The sequence below is a fragment of the Actinacidiphila bryophytorum genome (genome assembly GCF_016916835.1).
GTDB lineage: Bacteria > Actinomycetota > Actinomycetes > Streptomycetales > Streptomycetaceae > Actinacidiphila > Actinacidiphila bryophytorum.
Window position 1 is genome coordinate 267,979 of the sequence record NZ_JAFFIX010000009.1, and the last position, 15,260, is coordinate 283,238.

General features: G+C 71.5%; 13 protein-coding genes. 6 read left to right on the forward strand and 7 right to left on the reverse strand.

Features of this window, described 5'->3' with window-relative positions; genetic code table 11:
- Positions 1 to 34: 34 nt before the first annotated feature.
- Positions 35 to 1,330, reverse strand: a complete 1,296-nt coding sequence (locus JT723_RS16375) for a M18 family aminopeptidase (protein ID WP_205045349.1) — start codon at positions 1,328 to 1,330, stop codon at positions 35 to 37.
- A 142-nt stretch (positions 1,331 to 1,472) separates the two neighbouring features.
- Positions 1,473 to 3,299: an acyl-CoA dehydrogenase gene (locus JT723_RS16380; RefSeq protein ID WP_205045350.1), complete on the reverse strand. Its 1,827-nt coding sequence runs from the start codon at positions 3,297 to 3,299 to the stop codon at positions 1,473 to 1,475.
- A gap of 175 nt (positions 3,300 to 3,474) precedes the next feature.
- Here JT723_RS16380 and JT723_RS16385 point away from each other — a divergent pair, with 175 nt between their 5' ends.
- On the forward strand, positions 3,475 to 3,918 hold the full coding sequence (locus tag JT723_RS16385; RefSeq protein ID WP_205045351.1) for an SseB family protein: 444 nt from the start codon (positions 3,475 to 3,477) through the stop codon (positions 3,916 to 3,918).
- Between the two features lie 120 nt (positions 3,919 to 4,038).
- Complete coding sequence (locus JT723_RS16390) at positions 4,039 to 5,001, forward strand: pirin family protein (RefSeq protein WP_205045352.1); 963 nt, start codon at positions 4,039 to 4,041, stop codon at positions 4,999 to 5,001.
- A gap of 15 nt (positions 5,002 to 5,016) precedes the next feature.
- On the opposite strand, the gene JT723_RS16395 is transcribed toward JT723_RS16390, so the two are convergent.
- Positions 5,017 to 5,955, reverse strand: a complete 939-nt coding sequence (locus tag JT723_RS16395) for an NADP-dependent oxidoreductase (RefSeq protein WP_240165733.1) — start codon at positions 5,953 to 5,955, stop codon at positions 5,017 to 5,019.
- Positions 5,956 to 6,104: 149 nt separating this feature from the next.
- On the opposite strand from JT723_RS16395, the gene JT723_RS16400 reads away from it, so the two are divergent.
- Positions 6,105 to 6,620, forward strand: coding sequence for a MarR family winged helix-turn-helix transcriptional regulator (locus JT723_RS16400; protein ID WP_205045354.1), 516 nt, complete (start codon positions 6,105 to 6,107; stop codon positions 6,618 to 6,620).
- A gap of 457 nt (positions 6,621 to 7,077) precedes the next feature.
- Here JT723_RS16400 and JT723_RS16405 read toward each other — a convergent pair whose 3' ends face one another.
- The 3 genes from JT723_RS16405 to JT723_RS16415 form a co-directional block, all read right to left on the reverse strand.
- The gene (locus tag JT723_RS16405) at positions 7,078 to 8,160 is read right to left on the reverse strand and encodes a methyltransferase domain-containing protein (protein WP_205045355.1); all 1,083 of its coding nucleotides are present in this window, start codon (positions 8,158 to 8,160) and stop codon (positions 7,078 to 7,080) included.
- A 62-nt stretch (positions 8,161 to 8,222) separates the two neighbouring features.
- Positions 8,223 to 8,414, reverse strand: coding sequence for a hypothetical protein (locus tag JT723_RS16410; RefSeq protein ID WP_205045356.1), 192 nt, complete (start codon positions 8,412 to 8,414; stop codon positions 8,223 to 8,225).
- Positions 8,415 to 8,425: 11 nt separating this feature from the next.
- Positions 8,426 to 9,277: a helix-turn-helix domain-containing protein gene (locus JT723_RS16415; protein ID WP_205045357.1), complete on the reverse strand. Its 852-nt coding sequence runs from the start codon at positions 9,275 to 9,277 to the stop codon at positions 8,426 to 8,428.
- Between the two features lie 245 nt (positions 9,278 to 9,522).
- Here JT723_RS16415 and JT723_RS16420 point away from each other — a divergent pair, with 245 nt between their 5' ends.
- Together JT723_RS16420 and JT723_RS16425 are read left to right on the forward strand one after the other, a co-directional pair.
- Positions 9,523 to 9,924, forward strand: coding sequence for an ATP-binding protein (locus JT723_RS16420; RefSeq protein WP_205045358.1), 402 nt, complete (start codon positions 9,523 to 9,525; stop codon positions 9,922 to 9,924).
- 55 nt (positions 9,925 to 9,979) lie between these two features.
- Positions 9,980 to 11,197: an FG-GAP-like repeat-containing protein gene (locus tag JT723_RS16425; RefSeq protein WP_205045359.1), complete on the forward strand. Its 1,218-nt coding sequence runs from the start codon at positions 9,980 to 9,982 to the stop codon at positions 11,195 to 11,197.
- 17 nt (positions 11,198 to 11,214) lie between these two features.
- On the opposite strand, the gene JT723_RS16430 is transcribed toward JT723_RS16425, so the two are convergent.
- Positions 11,215 to 13,275, reverse strand: a complete 2,061-nt coding sequence (locus tag JT723_RS16430) for an ATP-binding SpoIIE family protein phosphatase (RefSeq protein WP_205045360.1) — start codon at positions 13,273 to 13,275, stop codon at positions 11,215 to 11,217.
- 172 nt (positions 13,276 to 13,447) lie between these two features.
- Between JT723_RS16430 and aspS the strand changes: the two genes are divergently transcribed.
- Positions 13,448 to 15,202, forward strand: coding sequence for an aspartate--tRNA ligase (gene aspS, locus JT723_RS16435; protein ID WP_205045361.1), 1,755 nt, complete (start codon positions 13,448 to 13,450; stop codon positions 15,200 to 15,202).
- The last annotated feature ends 58 nt before the right edge of the window (positions 15,203 to 15,260 follow it).

Genomic DNA, 15,260 nt, shown 5'->3' on the forward strand with positions numbered 1-15,260 from the left:
GCGGCCGGTGCCGGCCGCCGCACCGGGCGGGAGCCTACGCCGTCAGGAAGGCGCTCAGGGCGGACGCCAGGTAGCCGGGGTCGTCGGCGCCGCACAGTTCGCGGGCCGAGTGCATGGACAGGATGGGCACACCGACGTCGACGGTCGTGATGCCGTGCCGCGCCGAGGTGATCGGGCCGATCGTCGTACCGCAGGGCATCGCGTTGTTGGACACGAAGTGCTGGAAGGGCACGCCCGCCGCCTCGCAGGCCGCGGCGAAGACCGCCCGGCCCCTGCCGTCGGTGGCGTAGCGCTGGTTGACGTTGGTCTTCAGGATCGGGCCGCCGTTGGCCCGCGGGTGGTGCGTCGGGTCGTGCTTCTCGGTGTAGTTGGGGTGCACGGCGTGGCCGACGTCGGAGGAGACGCAGACGGTGCCGGCCAGGGCGCGCAGCCGCTCCTCGTAGCCGCCCCCGCGGGAGTGCACCGAGCGCTCCAGGACGTTGCCCAGCAGCGGCCCCTGCGCGCCGGTGTCGGACTGGCTGCCGTTCTCCTCGTGGTCGAAGGCGGCGAGCACGGGGATGGCCTCCAGCTCATCGCCGGAAGCTGCTGCGGCGATCAGTGCGGCGGTGCAGGCGTGCACGGACAGCAGGTTGTCCAGCCGCGGCGAGGCGAGGAGTTCGCCGTCCCTGCCCAGATACGCCGGCGGCTGCACGTCGTGCGCCATCAGGTCCCAGCCGGTGACGTCGTCGGGGTCGACGCCTGCCTCGCCGGCGAGGAAGCCGACCAGGTCGCCGTCGTGCGCCTCGCCCAGGCCCCACAGCGGCTGCAGGTGGCGCTGGCGGTCCAGGGTGAGCCCGTCGTTGACGCCCCGGTCGAGGTGGACGGCGAGCTGGGCGACCCGCAGCAGCGGGCGGTGCACGTCGACCAGCGTGGTGGAGCCGTCGCGCAGCGCCAGCCGGCCCGCCACGCCCAGGTCGCGGTCCAGCCAGCTGTTGAGCAGCGGGCCGCCGTAGATCTCGACGGCGACCTGGCGCCAGCCCGCGGTGCCCATGTCCGGGCGCGGCTTGACCCGCAGGTTGGGGGAGTCGGTGTGGGCGCCGACCACCCGGAAGGGCGTCTCGGGGCGCGCGCCGGCCGGCACGTACCAGGCGATGACCGCGCCGCCGCGCAGCACGTACTTCCCGCCCGGTGCGTCGTCCCAGGCGTCGGTCTCGGCGAGGCGGCGGAATCCGGCCGCCTCCAGCCGGGCCGCGACGGCCGCGACCACGTGGTAGGGGGACGGCCCGGCCTGCACGAAGGCGGCGAGGTCGTCGGTGTGGGTGCGGTCGAAGGTGCGCGGTGACGGGCTCATACCGGCCAGCATAGAAGCGGTCCGCACCGCAAAAGGCCGGGGCACCGCAAAGGCCGGGGGCGGCGGAGGCCGGGCACGGCGAACGCCGGGGGCGCCACCGATGGGGTGGCGGCCCCGGCGGAGCTGCGGTCGGCAGGCCGGGTCAGAAGGCCTCTTCCGGCACGTCCATCACGTCGAGCGTGACGGCCTCGGCCATCGCGCGCTGCACCCCGACACCCGGCAGGATGTTCGTCGCGAAGAACTTCGCCGCGGCGACCTTGCCGGTGTAGAAGGCGGTGTCCTTCTGCGACGCGGACGGCAGCTTGTCCAGGGCCACGCCCGCGCCCTTGAGCAGCAGGTACGCCACGACGACGTCGCCGGAGGCGAGCAGCAGCCGGGTGGTGTTCAGGCCGACCTTGTAGATCGAGCGGACGTCCTGCTCGGTGGCGGCCAGGTCGGTCAGCATGGTGCCGACGATGGCCTCCAGGTCGGCGGCGGCCTTGGCGAGCTGGTCGCGCGCGTCGGCCAGCTCGGCGCCGCCGGTGGCCTCGGCCAGGAACTTCTTGATCTCCTCGCTCAGCGCGGTCAGCGCCTGCCCCTGGTCGCGGACGATCTTCCGGAAGAAGTAGTCCTGGCCCTGGATCGCGGTGGTGCCCTCGTAGAGGGTGTCGATCTTGGCGTCCCTGATGTACTGCTCGACCGGGTACTCCTGCAGGTAGCCCGAGCCGCCGTAGGTCTGCAGCGACTGGGCGAGCTGCTCGTAGGACTTCTCCGAGCCGTAGCCCTTCACGATCGGCAGCAGCAGGTCGTTGAGCCCGTGCAGGTGCCTGGCGTCGGCCCCGGTGGCCTCGGCGACCTGGATGGCGTCCTGGACGGAGGCGGTGTAGAGCACCAGGGCGCGCATGCCCTCGGCGTACGCCTTCTGCGTCATCAGCGAGCGCCGCACGTCGGGGTGGTGGGTGATGGTGACCTTGGGCGCGGCCTTGTCCATGAACTGCGCGAGGTCGGGTCCCTGGACGCGCTCCTTGGCGTACTCCAGCGCGTTCAGGTAGCCGGTGGACAGCGTCGCGATGGCCTTCGTGCCGACCATCATGCGGGCGAACTCGATGATCCGGAACATCTGCCGGATGCCGTCGTGCCGGTCGCCGATCAGCCAGCCCTTGGCGGGGTGCTTGTCGCCGAAGGTCATCTCGCAGGTGTTGGACGCCTTCAGGCCCATCTTGTGCTCGACGTTGGTCGCGTAGACGCCGTTGCGCGCGCCCAGCTCGCCGGTCTCCGGGTCGAACTCGTACTTCGGCACCATGAACAGCGACAGGCCCTTGGTGCCGGGGCCCGCGCCCTCGGGGCGGGCCAGCACGTAGTGGATGATGTTCTCGGACATGTCGTGCTCGCCCGAGGTGATGAAGCGCTTGACGCCCTCGATGTGCCAGCTGCCGTCGTCCTGCCGCACCGCCTTGGTGCGCCCCGCGCCGACGTCGGAGCCCGCGTCCGGCTCGGTGAGGACCATGGTGGAGCCCCACTGCTTCTCGACCGCGAGTGCGGCGATCTTCTTCTGCTGCTCGGTGCCCTCGTCGTAGAGGATCCCGGCGAAGGCGGGACCCGAGGAGTACATCCATATCGCCGGGTTCGAGCCGAGCACCAGTTCGGCGTACGACCAGATCAGGGAGCGGGGCGCGGTGGTGCCGCCGATCTCCTCGGGCAGGCCCAGCCGCCAGTACTCGGCGTCCATGAAGGCCGCGTAGCTCTTCTTGAACGTGTCGGGGACCGGCGCGGTGTTGGTGTCGGGGTCGAAGACCGGCGGGTTGCGGTCGGTGTCGGCGAACGACTCGGCCAGCTCGTTCTCGGCCAGCCGGGTCAGCTCGGCCAGGACGTCCCGTGCGGTGTCGGCGTCCATGTCGGCGAACGGACCCGTGCCGTAGAGCTGGTCGCGGCCGAGCACCTCGAAGAGGTTGAACTCGATGTCGCGGAGGTTCGACTTGTAGTGGCCCATGGCGACGGCTCCGTATCGCTGCTGCTGGTCATCAAGAAGGTATCCACATGATGCTACCCGTCAGTAATAAGAAGCAACCCCCGACGGGTGGATGTGACCGGTTCCTCGCCCCGTGCCGCATCCTTCGTGGCCGATCCCCGTTGGGGGTGCGGGCGTCACCGTTACGCTAGGGCGCGTGTACGGCTACGACCAGAGCGTGAATCCCGGCCAAGGCCCGGTCCCCGGCGGGGCCGCGCCCATGTCCGGCTACCCCGAGCCCTCGCCGCCGTCGCTCGCCGACGCCGTACGCGCCTTCACCACGGGCTCGCTGTCCGCCGAGGACTTCCAGGCGATCTTCGCCACGTCCAAGGTCTACTGCCCGCGCGGCGAGAACCCCGGCTTCCTGGCGCTGCACGACACGCAGCAGCCGGTGATCCCGATGTTCAGCTCGCTCAAGGAGCTGCGGCGCTACGCGGGCAAGGAGTCCAAGTACTTCGTGATCACCGGCGCCGAGGTGCTCGACCTGCTGCCGACCGGCTACGGCTTCGTCCTCGACATCGACGGGCAGCACCGGATGGTCTTCGACGCGAAGGCCGTCGAGCAGATGGTCGACTTCACGATGCGCCGGATGTACGGCTGAGACTTTCGGTCTCTTTCGGGTCCCTCTGTCCGCCCGTCACCGGGTGAGGGAATGGTCACGCGTTGCTAGATGTTCAGTCTTCAACTACATTGGACGAACATCCCCCCAAGGAGGCACCCCATGCCCGCCGTGACCGTCGAGAACCCGTTGACCCTGCCCCGCGTCACCGCGCCCGCCGACGGCAAGCCGCGCCAGGCCCTCGCCGTCAGCACCGCGCCCAGCGGCCTCGAAGGGGAGGGCTTCCCGGTCCGCCGCGCCTTCGCCGGCATCGACTACCGCCACCTCGACCCGTTCATCATGATGGACCAGATGGGCGAGGTGGACTACGCGGCCGGCGAGCCCAAGGGCACCCCCTGGCACCCGCACCGCGGCTTCGAGACCGTCACGTACATCATGGACGGCACCTTCATCCACCAGGACTCGCACGGCGGCGGCGGCACCATCACCAACGGCGACACGCAGTGGATGACCGCCGGGTCCGGACTGCTGCACATCGAGACCCCTCCGGAGTCGCTGGTCCTCAGCGGCGGCCTCTTCCACGGCCTCCAGCTGTGGGTCAACCTCCCCAAGGCCGACAAGATGATGCCGCCCAAGTACCAGGACATCCGAGCCGGCGGCCTGAAGCTGCTCACCTCGGCGGACGGCGGCGCCCTCATCCGGCTCATCGCCGGCGACATCGGCGGCCACACGGGACCCGGCTCCACGCACACGCCGATCACCATGACCCACGTGTCCCTCAACGCGGGCGCCTCCGTCACGCTCCCCTGGCGCGCGGACTTCAACGCCCTCGCCTACGGCCTGGCCGGCACCGGTTTCGCCGGCCCCCAGTCCCGCCCCTTCGCCATGGGCCAGGCCGTCGTCTTCGGCCCCGGGGACACCCTCACCGTCCGGGCCGCGGACACGCAGGACTCCCGCTCGGCGAACTTCGAGTTCGTCCTGCTCGGCGGCCTGCCCATCCGTGAGCCGATGATGCAGTACGGCCCGTTCGTGATGAACACCCACGCCGAGCTGGCCCAGGCCTTCGACGACTTCCAGGCCGGCCGCCTCGGCAGGATCCCGGCGGACTCGCCCTACGGCCGCTGAGCCCGTTCACCCCGGTCAGGGGGTCAGGACCGTCCTGCCCGCCAGCCCTCCGGCCAGGGCCAGGTCGTGGACGGCGGGCAGGTCGGTCAGCGGCCGGCGCTCGGCCACGTGGATCCGCAGGTCCCCGGCGTCGACCCGGCTCACAAGACCCGCGAGCTGGCCGGCGTCGCTGCGGACGTCCATCCGGGCCGTCCGCACGCCGCGCCCGGGGTCCTGCGGCGGCTCAGTGGTGGTGCTGACGAAGACACCGCCGTCGGCGACCAGGCCGTCGACCAGGTGGGCGGTCTCCTCCGCGGCGGTCGGCGCGAGGTTCAGCACCAGGTGCAGCACCGCGTCGAACCGCTGCCCGGCCAGCGCTTCCAGGACGGGGGCGGTGCCGTAGTCGACGACCCGGTCCGCGCCGTAGGAGCGGACGCGGTCGCGGCTGCGTCCGCCTGCGGTCGCGGTCACGGTGGCCCCGAAGCGGGCGGCGAGCTGTACGGCGTAGCCGCCCACCGAGCCTCCCGCGCCGTTGACCAGGATGTTCTGGCCCGGCCTGACGTCGGCGTGCTCGAACAGCGCCTGCCAGGCCGTCAGCCCGGTCGAGGGCAGCGCGGCGGCGTCGACCAGGTCGACCGTGCGGGGCGCCGCGGCCAGCAGTTCGGCGGGCGCGGCGACGTACTCGGCCGCCGCGCCGGGCGCGGTCATCGGCAGGAAGGCGACGACCGCGTCGCCTGCGGCCCAGCGGCTCACCCCCTCGCCGACCTCGGCGACGACACCGGACACGTCGTAGTTCGGGATGTGCGGGAACTGCACCGGGAAGACGTCCGGCAGGACGCCTCCGCGGATCGGGACGTCCACCGGGTTGAAGGCCGTACCGGCCACCTTCAGGACGACCTGCCCGGGGCCTGCGCCCGGACGGTCCGCCTCCTCGTACACGAGGACGTCGCTGCTGCCGTAGGAGTGGTAGCGCATTGCCTTCACGGTCTCTCCCCATGTCGCTGTCCATGTGCTTCGAAGTTGAAGCACATGGACAGCGATAACTCGCTTCGAGTTCGAAGCAAGTGGGTGTGCGGGTGACCCGCGGCACACTGCTGTGAATTCGCAGCAGGTAGCGTGAGGGGATGACCACCGGTGAGCAGGGCGTCCCGCCACTCGACCCGTCCGAGCTGGGCGCCTACTTCGTGCTCACCGAAGCCGTCAGCCTGCTGCAGTACCAGGTGGAGCAGCAGCTGCGGGCCGAGGGCGGTATCAGCTACGTCCAGTTCCAGCTGCTGGCCCGCCTCGCCCACCTCGACGGCCCGCTGACCATGACCGAGCTGGCCGACGGCGTCGTCTACAGCCGCAGCGGCCTGACCTACCAGGCGGGCCTGCTGGAGAAGGCCGGCCTGGTCACCCGCGGCCCCAGCCCCGAGGACGACCGCGTCACCCTCGTCGCCGTCACCGCCGACGGCCGCGCCCTCGTCGAACGCGTCCTGCCCGGCCACGTCCAGGTCATCCGCCGCCTGCTGTTCGACCCCCTGACGGACGACGACCTGCACCACGTCGCGGACATCATGACCCGCGTCCGCGACCACATGCGAACCCAGCCCCCGCGCTCCGCGGCCCCCCGAAGGTCCCGCAACTCCCCTTCGGCCTAGGAGAGTGCCGCCCGGCCCGGTGAGTCAGTAGAGCGCCTGCCGTGCGGCCGTCCGCAGCCGGTGGCCCCCGTCCCCGGCCCGCGGGAATCCCCCACCCCCCCCGGGCGTCCGCCTTCCGGTACCAGCGGGTGCCGCGGTGGTGGGGTCACGGGGATTCGTGGGTGACGGTCTCGGCGAGTCGCAGCATCGAGGCTGCGCTGTCGGAGTCGCGAGGACCTCGCCCGTCCGACGCGCACACTCCCCTCGGCCGCGGCCCGGCTGCGACGGGTGATCGCATCCGGGTCCGGGAGGGCGAGGGCGGCCAGGGCATACGAGGTGCCGGCGCCCAGGAAGTGACGTCGCTCCAAGTCCCCCTCCCAACCGGATGACTGAGGTCACGCTGTTCGCCGGGCAGGTCGTGATCGGCGGCATCCAGGGATCGCGTGCGGACGTGGCTCGACCGGATTCAGCCAGCGCGTCAGGGGGCGTCGGCCCTCACCTTCCACCCCGGGCCTTCCGGCTCGCCGTACCAGATGTGCCGGCCGGCGGGGGAGGCGGTGATGCCGAAGGCCTCGCGGGGCGGGCTGCCGGTGGGGAAGGCGGACGCCAGGTGTTCGACGGTGTCCCACAGGCGGTGGGGGCCGGTCTGGCGGGCTTGGCCGGTGGTGTCGGCCAGGGCTGTGGAGCCGTCGTCGGTCCACAGGCCGACTGCGGTGACCGTTCCGGCGGCGTCCTGCCATGAGCAGGAGTTGTAGCCGGGCAGGGCGAGGGAGAGTGGGAACTTCAGGCGCTCCAGTACGTCGGTCACGGGGACGGTCGTGCGCTCGGGCGCCTGCTGCCGCAGCGATTCGAAGTCCGGGTCGCTGCCCGGGGTGCGGCGGGGCATGAACAGCGCCGGGATCGGCAGGAAGCGGCCCTCGGCATGCCCCGGCTTGGAGACGGTGGCCCGTACGATGCCGAATCCGATCGGGGCGACGATCACCGCGCCTACCGCGGCTTGTTCCAGAAGGGCCGGCTGGATCTCCCGGAGGGCGGCCGTGGCGATGATCCGGTCGAAGGGCGCCCGTTCGGGGCAGCCGAGGGCGCCGTCCCCGGCCGTCACGTACGGCCGCGTTCCGTACTCGCCGAGCCGGCGGACGGCGAGGTCCACGAGTCCGGGGTCGACGTCGACGCTCGTCACGTTCTCCGCACCGAGCCGGTGGGCGAGCAGGGCGGCGTTGTACCCGGTCCCCGTGCCCAGCTCGAACACGGCGTGCCCGCTCTCGGCGCCGAGTGCGTCGAGCATGGCCAGCATCGTGCTCGGCTCGCTGGACGAGGAGCTGGGGATGCCGCCCGCGTCCAGTTGCGTCGTCAGGGCGGTGTCCGAGTAGACGGCCTCGGCGTAACCGTCGTCCACCGCGGTCACGCGGCGCCACTCCCCCCGGCCGTCCTGGCGGAAGAACGACGGTACGAAGAGGTGCCGCGGCACCGCCGCGAAGGCATCCCGCCAGGGGCTCGGCCGCCCCCCGCCGATCGTGGCGGCGAACCTCGCCCGCAGGCCCGCGGTCGGATCGTCGGTCATGTTGCCTTCCCTCGGCGGGAGTCGGAGCGTCCGCGGGCCTGACCGGCCGCGAGTTGGAGGAGCTAGAGCAGGTGGTCGGCCTTGCCGGACTTGATGTCGGTGATCAAGGCGCGGAGCGCTTCGCGGGAGTCGGTCAGGTAGTGGGACTCCTCGCCGGCTACGGCGATGTAGGCGTTGCCGTCCGCGTCGGTTCCTATGCGGAAGCAGTTGCTGGCGTCCTGGCAGAACGGGGCTTCCCAGGTGATGTCGGGCACGGTGGACTCTCCTAGAGCTGGGACGCGATCGCGTTTATGAGGTCGAGGGTCTTTTCCGGCGGGAGGGCGATGCGCTGCATCTCGTCGAGTTGGAGCCGGTACTTGCACAAGTGCGCCTCGGCGTGGACGAATTCCCCGACCGTCACGCGGTCCGCGAGTGCGGTGTCCAGGCGGGGGACCCGGGCGCGGGCGTAGAGGATGGACTGGCCTGAGCCGGGGAAGGCGCCGGCCGAGAACGGGATGGCCTGGATCGTGACGTTGTCGCGCTCTGCGGCGGCCACGAGGTGGGTCAGTTGGTCCCGCAGCACCGTCCGACCCCCGACCTCGGTCCGTAGGGCGCCCTCGTGGACGACGAGTTCGTACGGCGGTGCGTCCGGGCGGTCGATGGCCTGGTGGCGTTGGACGCGGTGGGCGACCCTGGCCTCGAACTCGGCCTCCGGCAGCGGCGGGATGGCTGCCCGGAAGAGGGCGCGGGCGTAGGCCTCGGTCTGGAACTGGCCGGGCATGTGGATCATCGTGCTGACCCGCAACCCGTGGGCGTGCCACTCCAGTTCTGCGATGTCGAGGAAGGTCGAGGGCAGGACTTCCCGGTAGTCCTCCCACCAGCCCTGCACGCGCTCGGCGCACATCGTGGCCAGCGCGTCGATCAGCGCCTGGTCGGTGCACTCGTAGGCGAAGGCGATCCGCCGTACCCGCTCGGGGCTGATGCCGTGGCGGCCGGCCTCGGTGCTGGAGATGACGGTCCTGTTGGTGTCCAGCAGGGCGGCTGCCTGCTCGGTGGACAGCCCGGCATCCTCCCGCAGCTTGCGCAGCTCCGCGCCCAGGCGCTGCTGACGTGCGGACGGGTTGCTTCTCGGCGGCATGCGTGTCCTTCCCTCCGTGGGGCTCAGTTTGCCGTGCAGGGAGCAGCTGGTCCAACGGGCCGTCAGAGAACGGGTGGCACACGTACTCCCAATGCTCTACCGTAGTACGTGCGTTACTACGCACCGCGGCGCCGGAAGCGCACCGCGCGGGTGCGCCCGTCCGCCCTGGGACGGGCGCGTTCGCGCCCAGGGCGGCATGCCACCGGCCACTCCACAACACCGCACCCTCGTAAGGGAGTTCCGCCATGCCCGAGATCCCCGTACTGCCCGCCGTCTGGCGGTTTCCCGCGCATCCCGCTTCCGTCGGGCGGGCGCGGCACGCTGTCGTCGGAGTCGCGCCGCGGCAGCTGCACGACGAACTGGGGCTGATCGCCAGTGAGCTGGTCACCAACGCCGTACGGCACGGCACCCGGGGCGACGACCTCGTCGAGCTGGTGGTGTGGCCCGCCGACGGGCACTACTGGCTGGCCGTGTCCGACCCGGGGGACGGGAAGCCGTCGGTGGGGCGGTGGCCGGCGCCCGACGCCGAGTCGGGGCGGGGGCTCGTGCTGGTGGATGCGCTCGCCGCCGCCTGGGGTGTGGTGCCGCGGGCCTACCGCGGGAAGTCGGTGGTCGCCGGACTCGTGTTCCCGCCTGCGGGGATGTAGGTTGCCAGCGCATGTCTCCTGGGGTGGGGGATCGTGAACGATGGGGAGAGCGCCGATGCGCAGGGTGGGTCGTACGGTCAGAGGTATCGCCGCCGCGGCGGCCGGGGTGTTGCTCGGGGCGCTGGGCGCAGCCGTACCCGCGCACGCGGCCACGGGCTTCTACGCGTGCCCGAGGGGCTACTTCTGCGCGTGGACCGGTGAAAACGGCACCGGCAGCATGATGAAGACCAACAAGAACATGCCCACGCTGGGGGCCTGGGACAACCGCATCGTGTCGGTGTCCAACCAGACGACCAGCGTGGTGTGCACGTACACCGACGCCAACTACGTCTACGACGACGGCTATTCGTTCGAGAGGCCGGAGCTTGCGGGGGAGGGCGGCTGGACCGGCGGGACCCCGGACATCAGCTCGCTGAAGTTCGTCAAGACCGAGCGCGAGTGCGTCGAACCGCCCTACGGCCCCTGGTATTCGCAGAAGAGCGGCGTCAAGGCGGCCTTCGGGGACCTCGACGGGGACGGCTACGCCGACGTCCTGTCCAGGGACCTGGCCGGGCGGCTGTGGTTCGTGCCCGGGAGCACGGGGGCCGGGCGGCTGCTGGGCGCCGGGTGGAACGCGATGACCGCCATCACGCGGCACGGCGACTTCGACGGCGACGGACACGAGGACCTGATCGCCACCGACACCGCGGGCAAGATGTGGCTCTACCCGGTCACGGGCAGCGCGGTCTTCCACACGCGCCGCCTGGTCGGTGCGGGCTGGAACACGATGGCCAAGGTCACGGCGGTCGGCGACCTCACAGGTGAGGGCTACAACGACCTGCTGGCCACCGACAAGGCCGGCACGCTGTGGCTCTACCCCGGCAACGGGCACGGCAACTTCGGCGCCCGCAAGCTCATCAGCAGCGGCTGGCAGGTCATGACGGCGCTCACCGGCTCCGGTGACATGAACGGCGACAAGATCGCCGACTTCTTCGCCCGCGACACCAGCGGCAAGCTGTGGCTGTTCGGCGGCAAGGGGCACGCGACCTTCTACCCGCGCCAGTTGGTCAGCAGCGGCTGGAACGTCTTCGACTCGTTGATCTCCGTGGGCGACACGGACGGCGACGGCCGCAACGACCTCAACGGCGTCACCAACAACCGCTATGTGATGGACGGTTACGCGGGCTACCAGGGCTGGCTGCTGCTCTACCGCGGCACCGGCTCGGGCCGGACCCCGCTGCGCTCGCCCGTGCAGCAGAGCGGCGACTGGTGGGAGCTGAACGGCACCTACTAGGCAGAAGCAGGCGGGCGTCAGCCCACCGGCAGCGCCGGCGCCTCGTACAGCTCGAACCACGTCGACTTGCCGTCGCCGCGCGGGTCGACGCCCCATGCGTCGGCCAGCTCCTCCAGCAGGAGCAGCCCCCGGCCGGAGGAGGCCATCTCGCCGGGGGAGCGGCGGTGCGGCATGTCGTCGGAGGAGTCGCCGACGTCGACGTGCAGGCGGCGGGTGCCGGGCATGCCGGTGACCTGGGCCAGCAGGACGGCGTCGCCGTCGGTGTGGACCAGGACGTTGGTGACGACCTCGGAGACCAGCAGCACCGCAGACTCGACCTGCTCGGGCGAGGCCCAGTCGTGCAGCAGCGCGCGGATGTCGTCCCGGCAGGAGCGGATCTGGCCGGGGTCGGCCTGGGAGACGGTCAGTATGGTGCGGCGGACCGGGACCGCGCAGGTCGGGCCGTCGGGGTCGCGGCGCAGCAGGACCAGGGCGACGTCGTCCTCGCGGCGGTCGGACAGCGGCCCGGGCTCGTGGTGCGAGGCGGGGCCGTGCACGGTGTGCACGAGGGAGTCGGCCAGGACCTCCAGGTCGTTCGCGGGACCGGCGGCCAGCGCCCTGGACAGCCGCTGCCAGCCGGACTCCAGGTCGTGGCCGCCGGTCTCGATCAGGCCGTCGGTGCACAGCAGCAGCACTTCTCCGGGCTCCAGGACCATCCTGGTGGTGGGGTAGTCGGCGTCCGGCTCGATGCCCAGCGGCAGCCCCACGGCGGTGCGCCGCACGATGGTGGTGCCGTCGCCGAGGCGTATCGCGGGTTCCGGGTGCCCGGCGCGGACCACGTCGAGCGTGCCGGTCAGCGGGTCGATCTCGGCGTAGAGGCAGGTCGCGAAGCGCATGTCGGAGCCGTGCTCCTCGGCGAGCCCGGCCAGGAAGCGGGAGGTGCGGGACAGTACGGCGTCGGGTCCGTGGCCCTCGGCCGCGTACGCCCGCAGCGCGATCCGCAGCTGGCCCATCAGGCCCGCGGCCCGCACGTCGTGGCCCTGGACGTCGCCGATGACGATCGCGGTACGCCCCGAGGGCAGGGCGATCACGTCGTACCAGTCGCCGCCGACCTGCAGGCCGCCGCCGGTGGGGACGTAGCGGGCCGCAACCGCCATGCCGCTCACGCCCGGCTTGCGGGCGGGCATCATCGTCTCCTGCAGGCCGTCGGTCAGCGCCCGCTCCGACTCGTGCAGCCCGGCCCTGGAAAGCGCCTGGCCGAGCATGCGGGCCACGGTGGTCAGGACCGCCCGCTCGTCGGGGGTGAAGGCGACCGGTTCGCGGAAGGCGGCCATCCACGCCCCGATGGTGGTCCCGGCGACGACCAGCGGCAGGTACGCCCACGACGCCCTCCCGTACGGCCTGACCAGCGGCCAGGTGGCGGGGAAGCGGTCGGCGTACTCCTCGGGGGAGGCCAGGTAGATCGCGCGGCCGGTGCGGGTCACCTGGGCGGCCGGGTAGTCGGTGGACAGCGTCATGTCGAAGAGCGCGGCGTCTGCGGGGTCCTGCCCGTGGTGCCCGATGACGGAGAGCCGGTCGCCCTCCACGCCGAAGACGGCCAGGCCGTCGGGCGAGAAACCGGGCATCGACAGGGTCGCCGCGACCCGCAGCACCTCGGCGGTGGAGTCCGCCTCGGCCAGCGCCCGGCCCGCGTCCAGCAGGAAGGCCTCCCTGGCCCGCCGCCACTCGCCGTCCCCGGCGGCGGCCGTGGTCGTGGCGGTCGGCACGCCGTGCACCTCGTGCAGGGTGCCGTTGACCAGCTGTCCCTTGGGCGCGGCCCTGGCCCGCAGGGTCCGCAGCACCTTCCCGTCGTCGCCGACGACCCGCACCACGGACTCGGCGACCGTGCCCTCGGCCGCCGCCAGCGAGACCGCGGCCGACAGCGATACGTAGTCGGCCGCATGCAGACAGGCGCGAACCGCGCTGGAGCGGTGCGTGGCGGCTCCCCCTGACAGACCGAGCAGGTGTGCCGCACAACCGTCCACCGTGATGTTGCCGGTGCCCTCGTCCCACTGCCACAGCCCGTAACCCACCGCAGCGAGGACGTCCTCGGAGTGCATTGCCCCATTTTATGGGGTCTGGGATGCTATAGGCCAATGTGCCGGTCGGGCGGCCCGCCCCCACCCGGATCCGGGCGGCGGGCCGATACGCGGATGAGGAGGCGCCCCCGGCGCCGGTAGGCTGTGCTGGTTCCCCACCATCGCGACGACCTGACGACTTGGACGAACAACGATGCACCGGTACCGGTCACACACCTGCGGAGAGCTGCGCGCCACCGACGTCGACACCGACGTCCGCCTGTCCGGCTGGCTGCACAATCGCCGTGACCTCGGCGGCATCCTCTTCGTCGACCTGCGCGACCACTACGGCTTCACCCAGCTCGTGGTCCGCCCCGGCTCGCCCGTCTACGACGAGCTGAGCAGCCAGTCCAAGGAGTCCGTGGTCCGCGTCGACGGCCGCGTCCTCGCCCGCTCCGCGGAGAACGTCAACCCCGAGCTGCCGACCGGCGAGATCGAGGTCGACGTGACCTCCCTCGAAGTGCTCGGCGCCGCCGACCCGCTGCCCTTCCCGGTCTTCCCCGAGGACAGCGCCAACGAGGAGATGCGGCTCACCAACCGCTTCCTGGACCTGCGCCGACAGCGCATGCACCGCAACATCATGCTGCGCACCCAGGTCATCTCCTTCCTGCGCCGCGAGATGACCGCGCTCGGCTTCAACGAGATGGCCACCCCGATCCTGTCGGCGACCTCCCCCGAGGGCGCCCGCGACTTCCTGGTGCCCTCCCGCGTCCACCCGGGCAAGTTCTACGCGCTGCCGCAGGCGCCGCAGCAGTTCAAGCAGCTGCTGATGATCTCCGGCTTCGACCGCTACTTCCAGATCGCGCCCTGCTTCCGCGACGAGGACTCGCGCGCCGACCGCTCGCCCGGCGAGTTCTACCAGCTCGACGTCGAGATGAGCTTCGTCGAGCAGGAGGACGTCTTCGGCGTCATCGAGAAGGTGATGACCGACCTGTTCACCGAGCTGGGCGGCGGCCGCACCGTCACCTCGCCCTTCCCGCGCATCCCCTTCCGCGAGTCGATGCTCAAGTACGGCAACGACAAGCCCGACCTGCGCACCGCGCTCGAACTGGTCGACGTCACCGAGATCTTCGCCGGGTCCGGCTTCAAGGCCTTCGCCGGCAAGCACGTACGGGCGCTGGCCGTGCCGGACACCGCGGACCAGCCGCGGAAGTTCTTCGACCAGCTCGGCGACTACGCCGTCTCCCTCGGCGCCAAGGGCCTGGCCTGGGTCCGGGTCGGCGCCGGCAACGCACTGACCGGGCCGATCGCCAAGTTCCTCACCGAGGACGACGTGACCGCACTGGTCGCCGCGGTCGGCGCCACGGAGGGCACCGCGGTCTTCTTCGGGGCCGGCGACTTCGACGAGGTCTCGAAGATCATGGGCCCCGTCCGCGTCGAGGCGGCCAAGCGCGCCGGGCAGTACGACGAGGGCGTCTTCCGCTTCTGCTGGATCGTGGACTTCCCGATGTTCGAGCGCAACGAGGACACCGGGGCCGTCGAGTTCTCGCACAACCCGTTCTCGATGCCGCAGGGCGGCCTCGAAGCGCTGGAGACCAAGGACCCGCTGGACATCCTCGCCTGGCAGTACGACATCGTCTGCAACGGCATCGAGCTGTCCTCCGGCGCCATCAGGAACCACGAACCCGCGGTGATGTACAAGGCGTTCGAGATCGCCGGGTACTCGCGCGAGACGGTCGAGGCGGAGTTCGGCGGCATGCTGCGCGCCTTCCACTTCGGCGCGCCGCCGCACGGCGGGATCGCCCCCGGCGTCGACCGCATGGTCATGCTGCTGGCCGACGAGCCCAACATCCGCGAGACCATCGCGTTTCCGCTGAACCAGCACGCGCAGGACCTTCTCATGGGGGCGCCGTCGGAGGTCGAGGCGACCCGCCTCCGCGAGCTCCACATCCAGCTCCGCCAGAAGTAACCTCCGGCCCACCCCGGGAGGGGGGTTCCCTCTTCGGCGGGGCCGAGCCCCCAGGGGC

Bases quoted from the DNA above. Each gene is read 5' to 3' on its own strand.
- JT723_RS16405 (WP_205045355.1), bottom strand. From the start codon at position 8,160: ATGACCGACGATCCGACCGCGGGCCTGCGGGCGAGGTTCGCCGCCACG.
- JT723_RS16430 (WP_205045360.1), bottom strand. From the start codon at position 13,275: ATGCACTCCGAGGACGTCCTCGCTGCGGTGGGTTACGGGCTGTGGCAG.
- JT723_RS16420 (WP_205045358.1), top strand. From the start codon at position 9,523: ATGCCCGAGATCCCCGTACTGCCCGCCGTCTGGCGGTTTCCCGCGCAT.
- JT723_RS16375 (WP_205045349.1), bottom strand. From the start codon at position 1,330: ATGAGCCCGTCACCGCGCACCTTCGACCGCACCCACACCGACGACCTC.
- JT723_RS16395 (WP_240165733.1), bottom strand. From the start codon at position 5,955: ATGCGCTACCACTCCTACGGCAGCAGCGACGTCCTCGTGTACGAGGAG.
- JT723_RS16380 (WP_205045350.1), bottom strand. From the start codon at position 3,299: ATGGGCCACTACAAGTCGAACCTCCGCGACATCGAGTTCAACCTCTTC.
- JT723_RS16415 (WP_205045357.1), bottom strand. From the start codon at position 9,277: ATGCCGCCGAGAAGCAACCCGTCCGCACGTCAGCAGCGCCTGGGCGCG.
- aspS (WP_205045361.1), top strand. From the start codon at position 13,448: ATGCACCGGTACCGGTCACACACCTGCGGAGAGCTGCGCGCCACCGAC.
- JT723_RS16390 (WP_205045352.1), top strand. From the start codon at position 4,039: ATGCCCGCCGTGACCGTCGAGAACCCGTTGACCCTGCCCCGCGTCACC.
- JT723_RS16400 (WP_205045354.1), top strand. From the start codon at position 6,105: ATGACCACCGGTGAGCAGGGCGTCCCGCCACTCGACCCGTCCGAGCTG.
- JT723_RS16425 (WP_205045359.1), top strand. From the start codon at position 9,980: ATGCGCAGGGTGGGTCGTACGGTCAGAGGTATCGCCGCCGCGGCGGCC.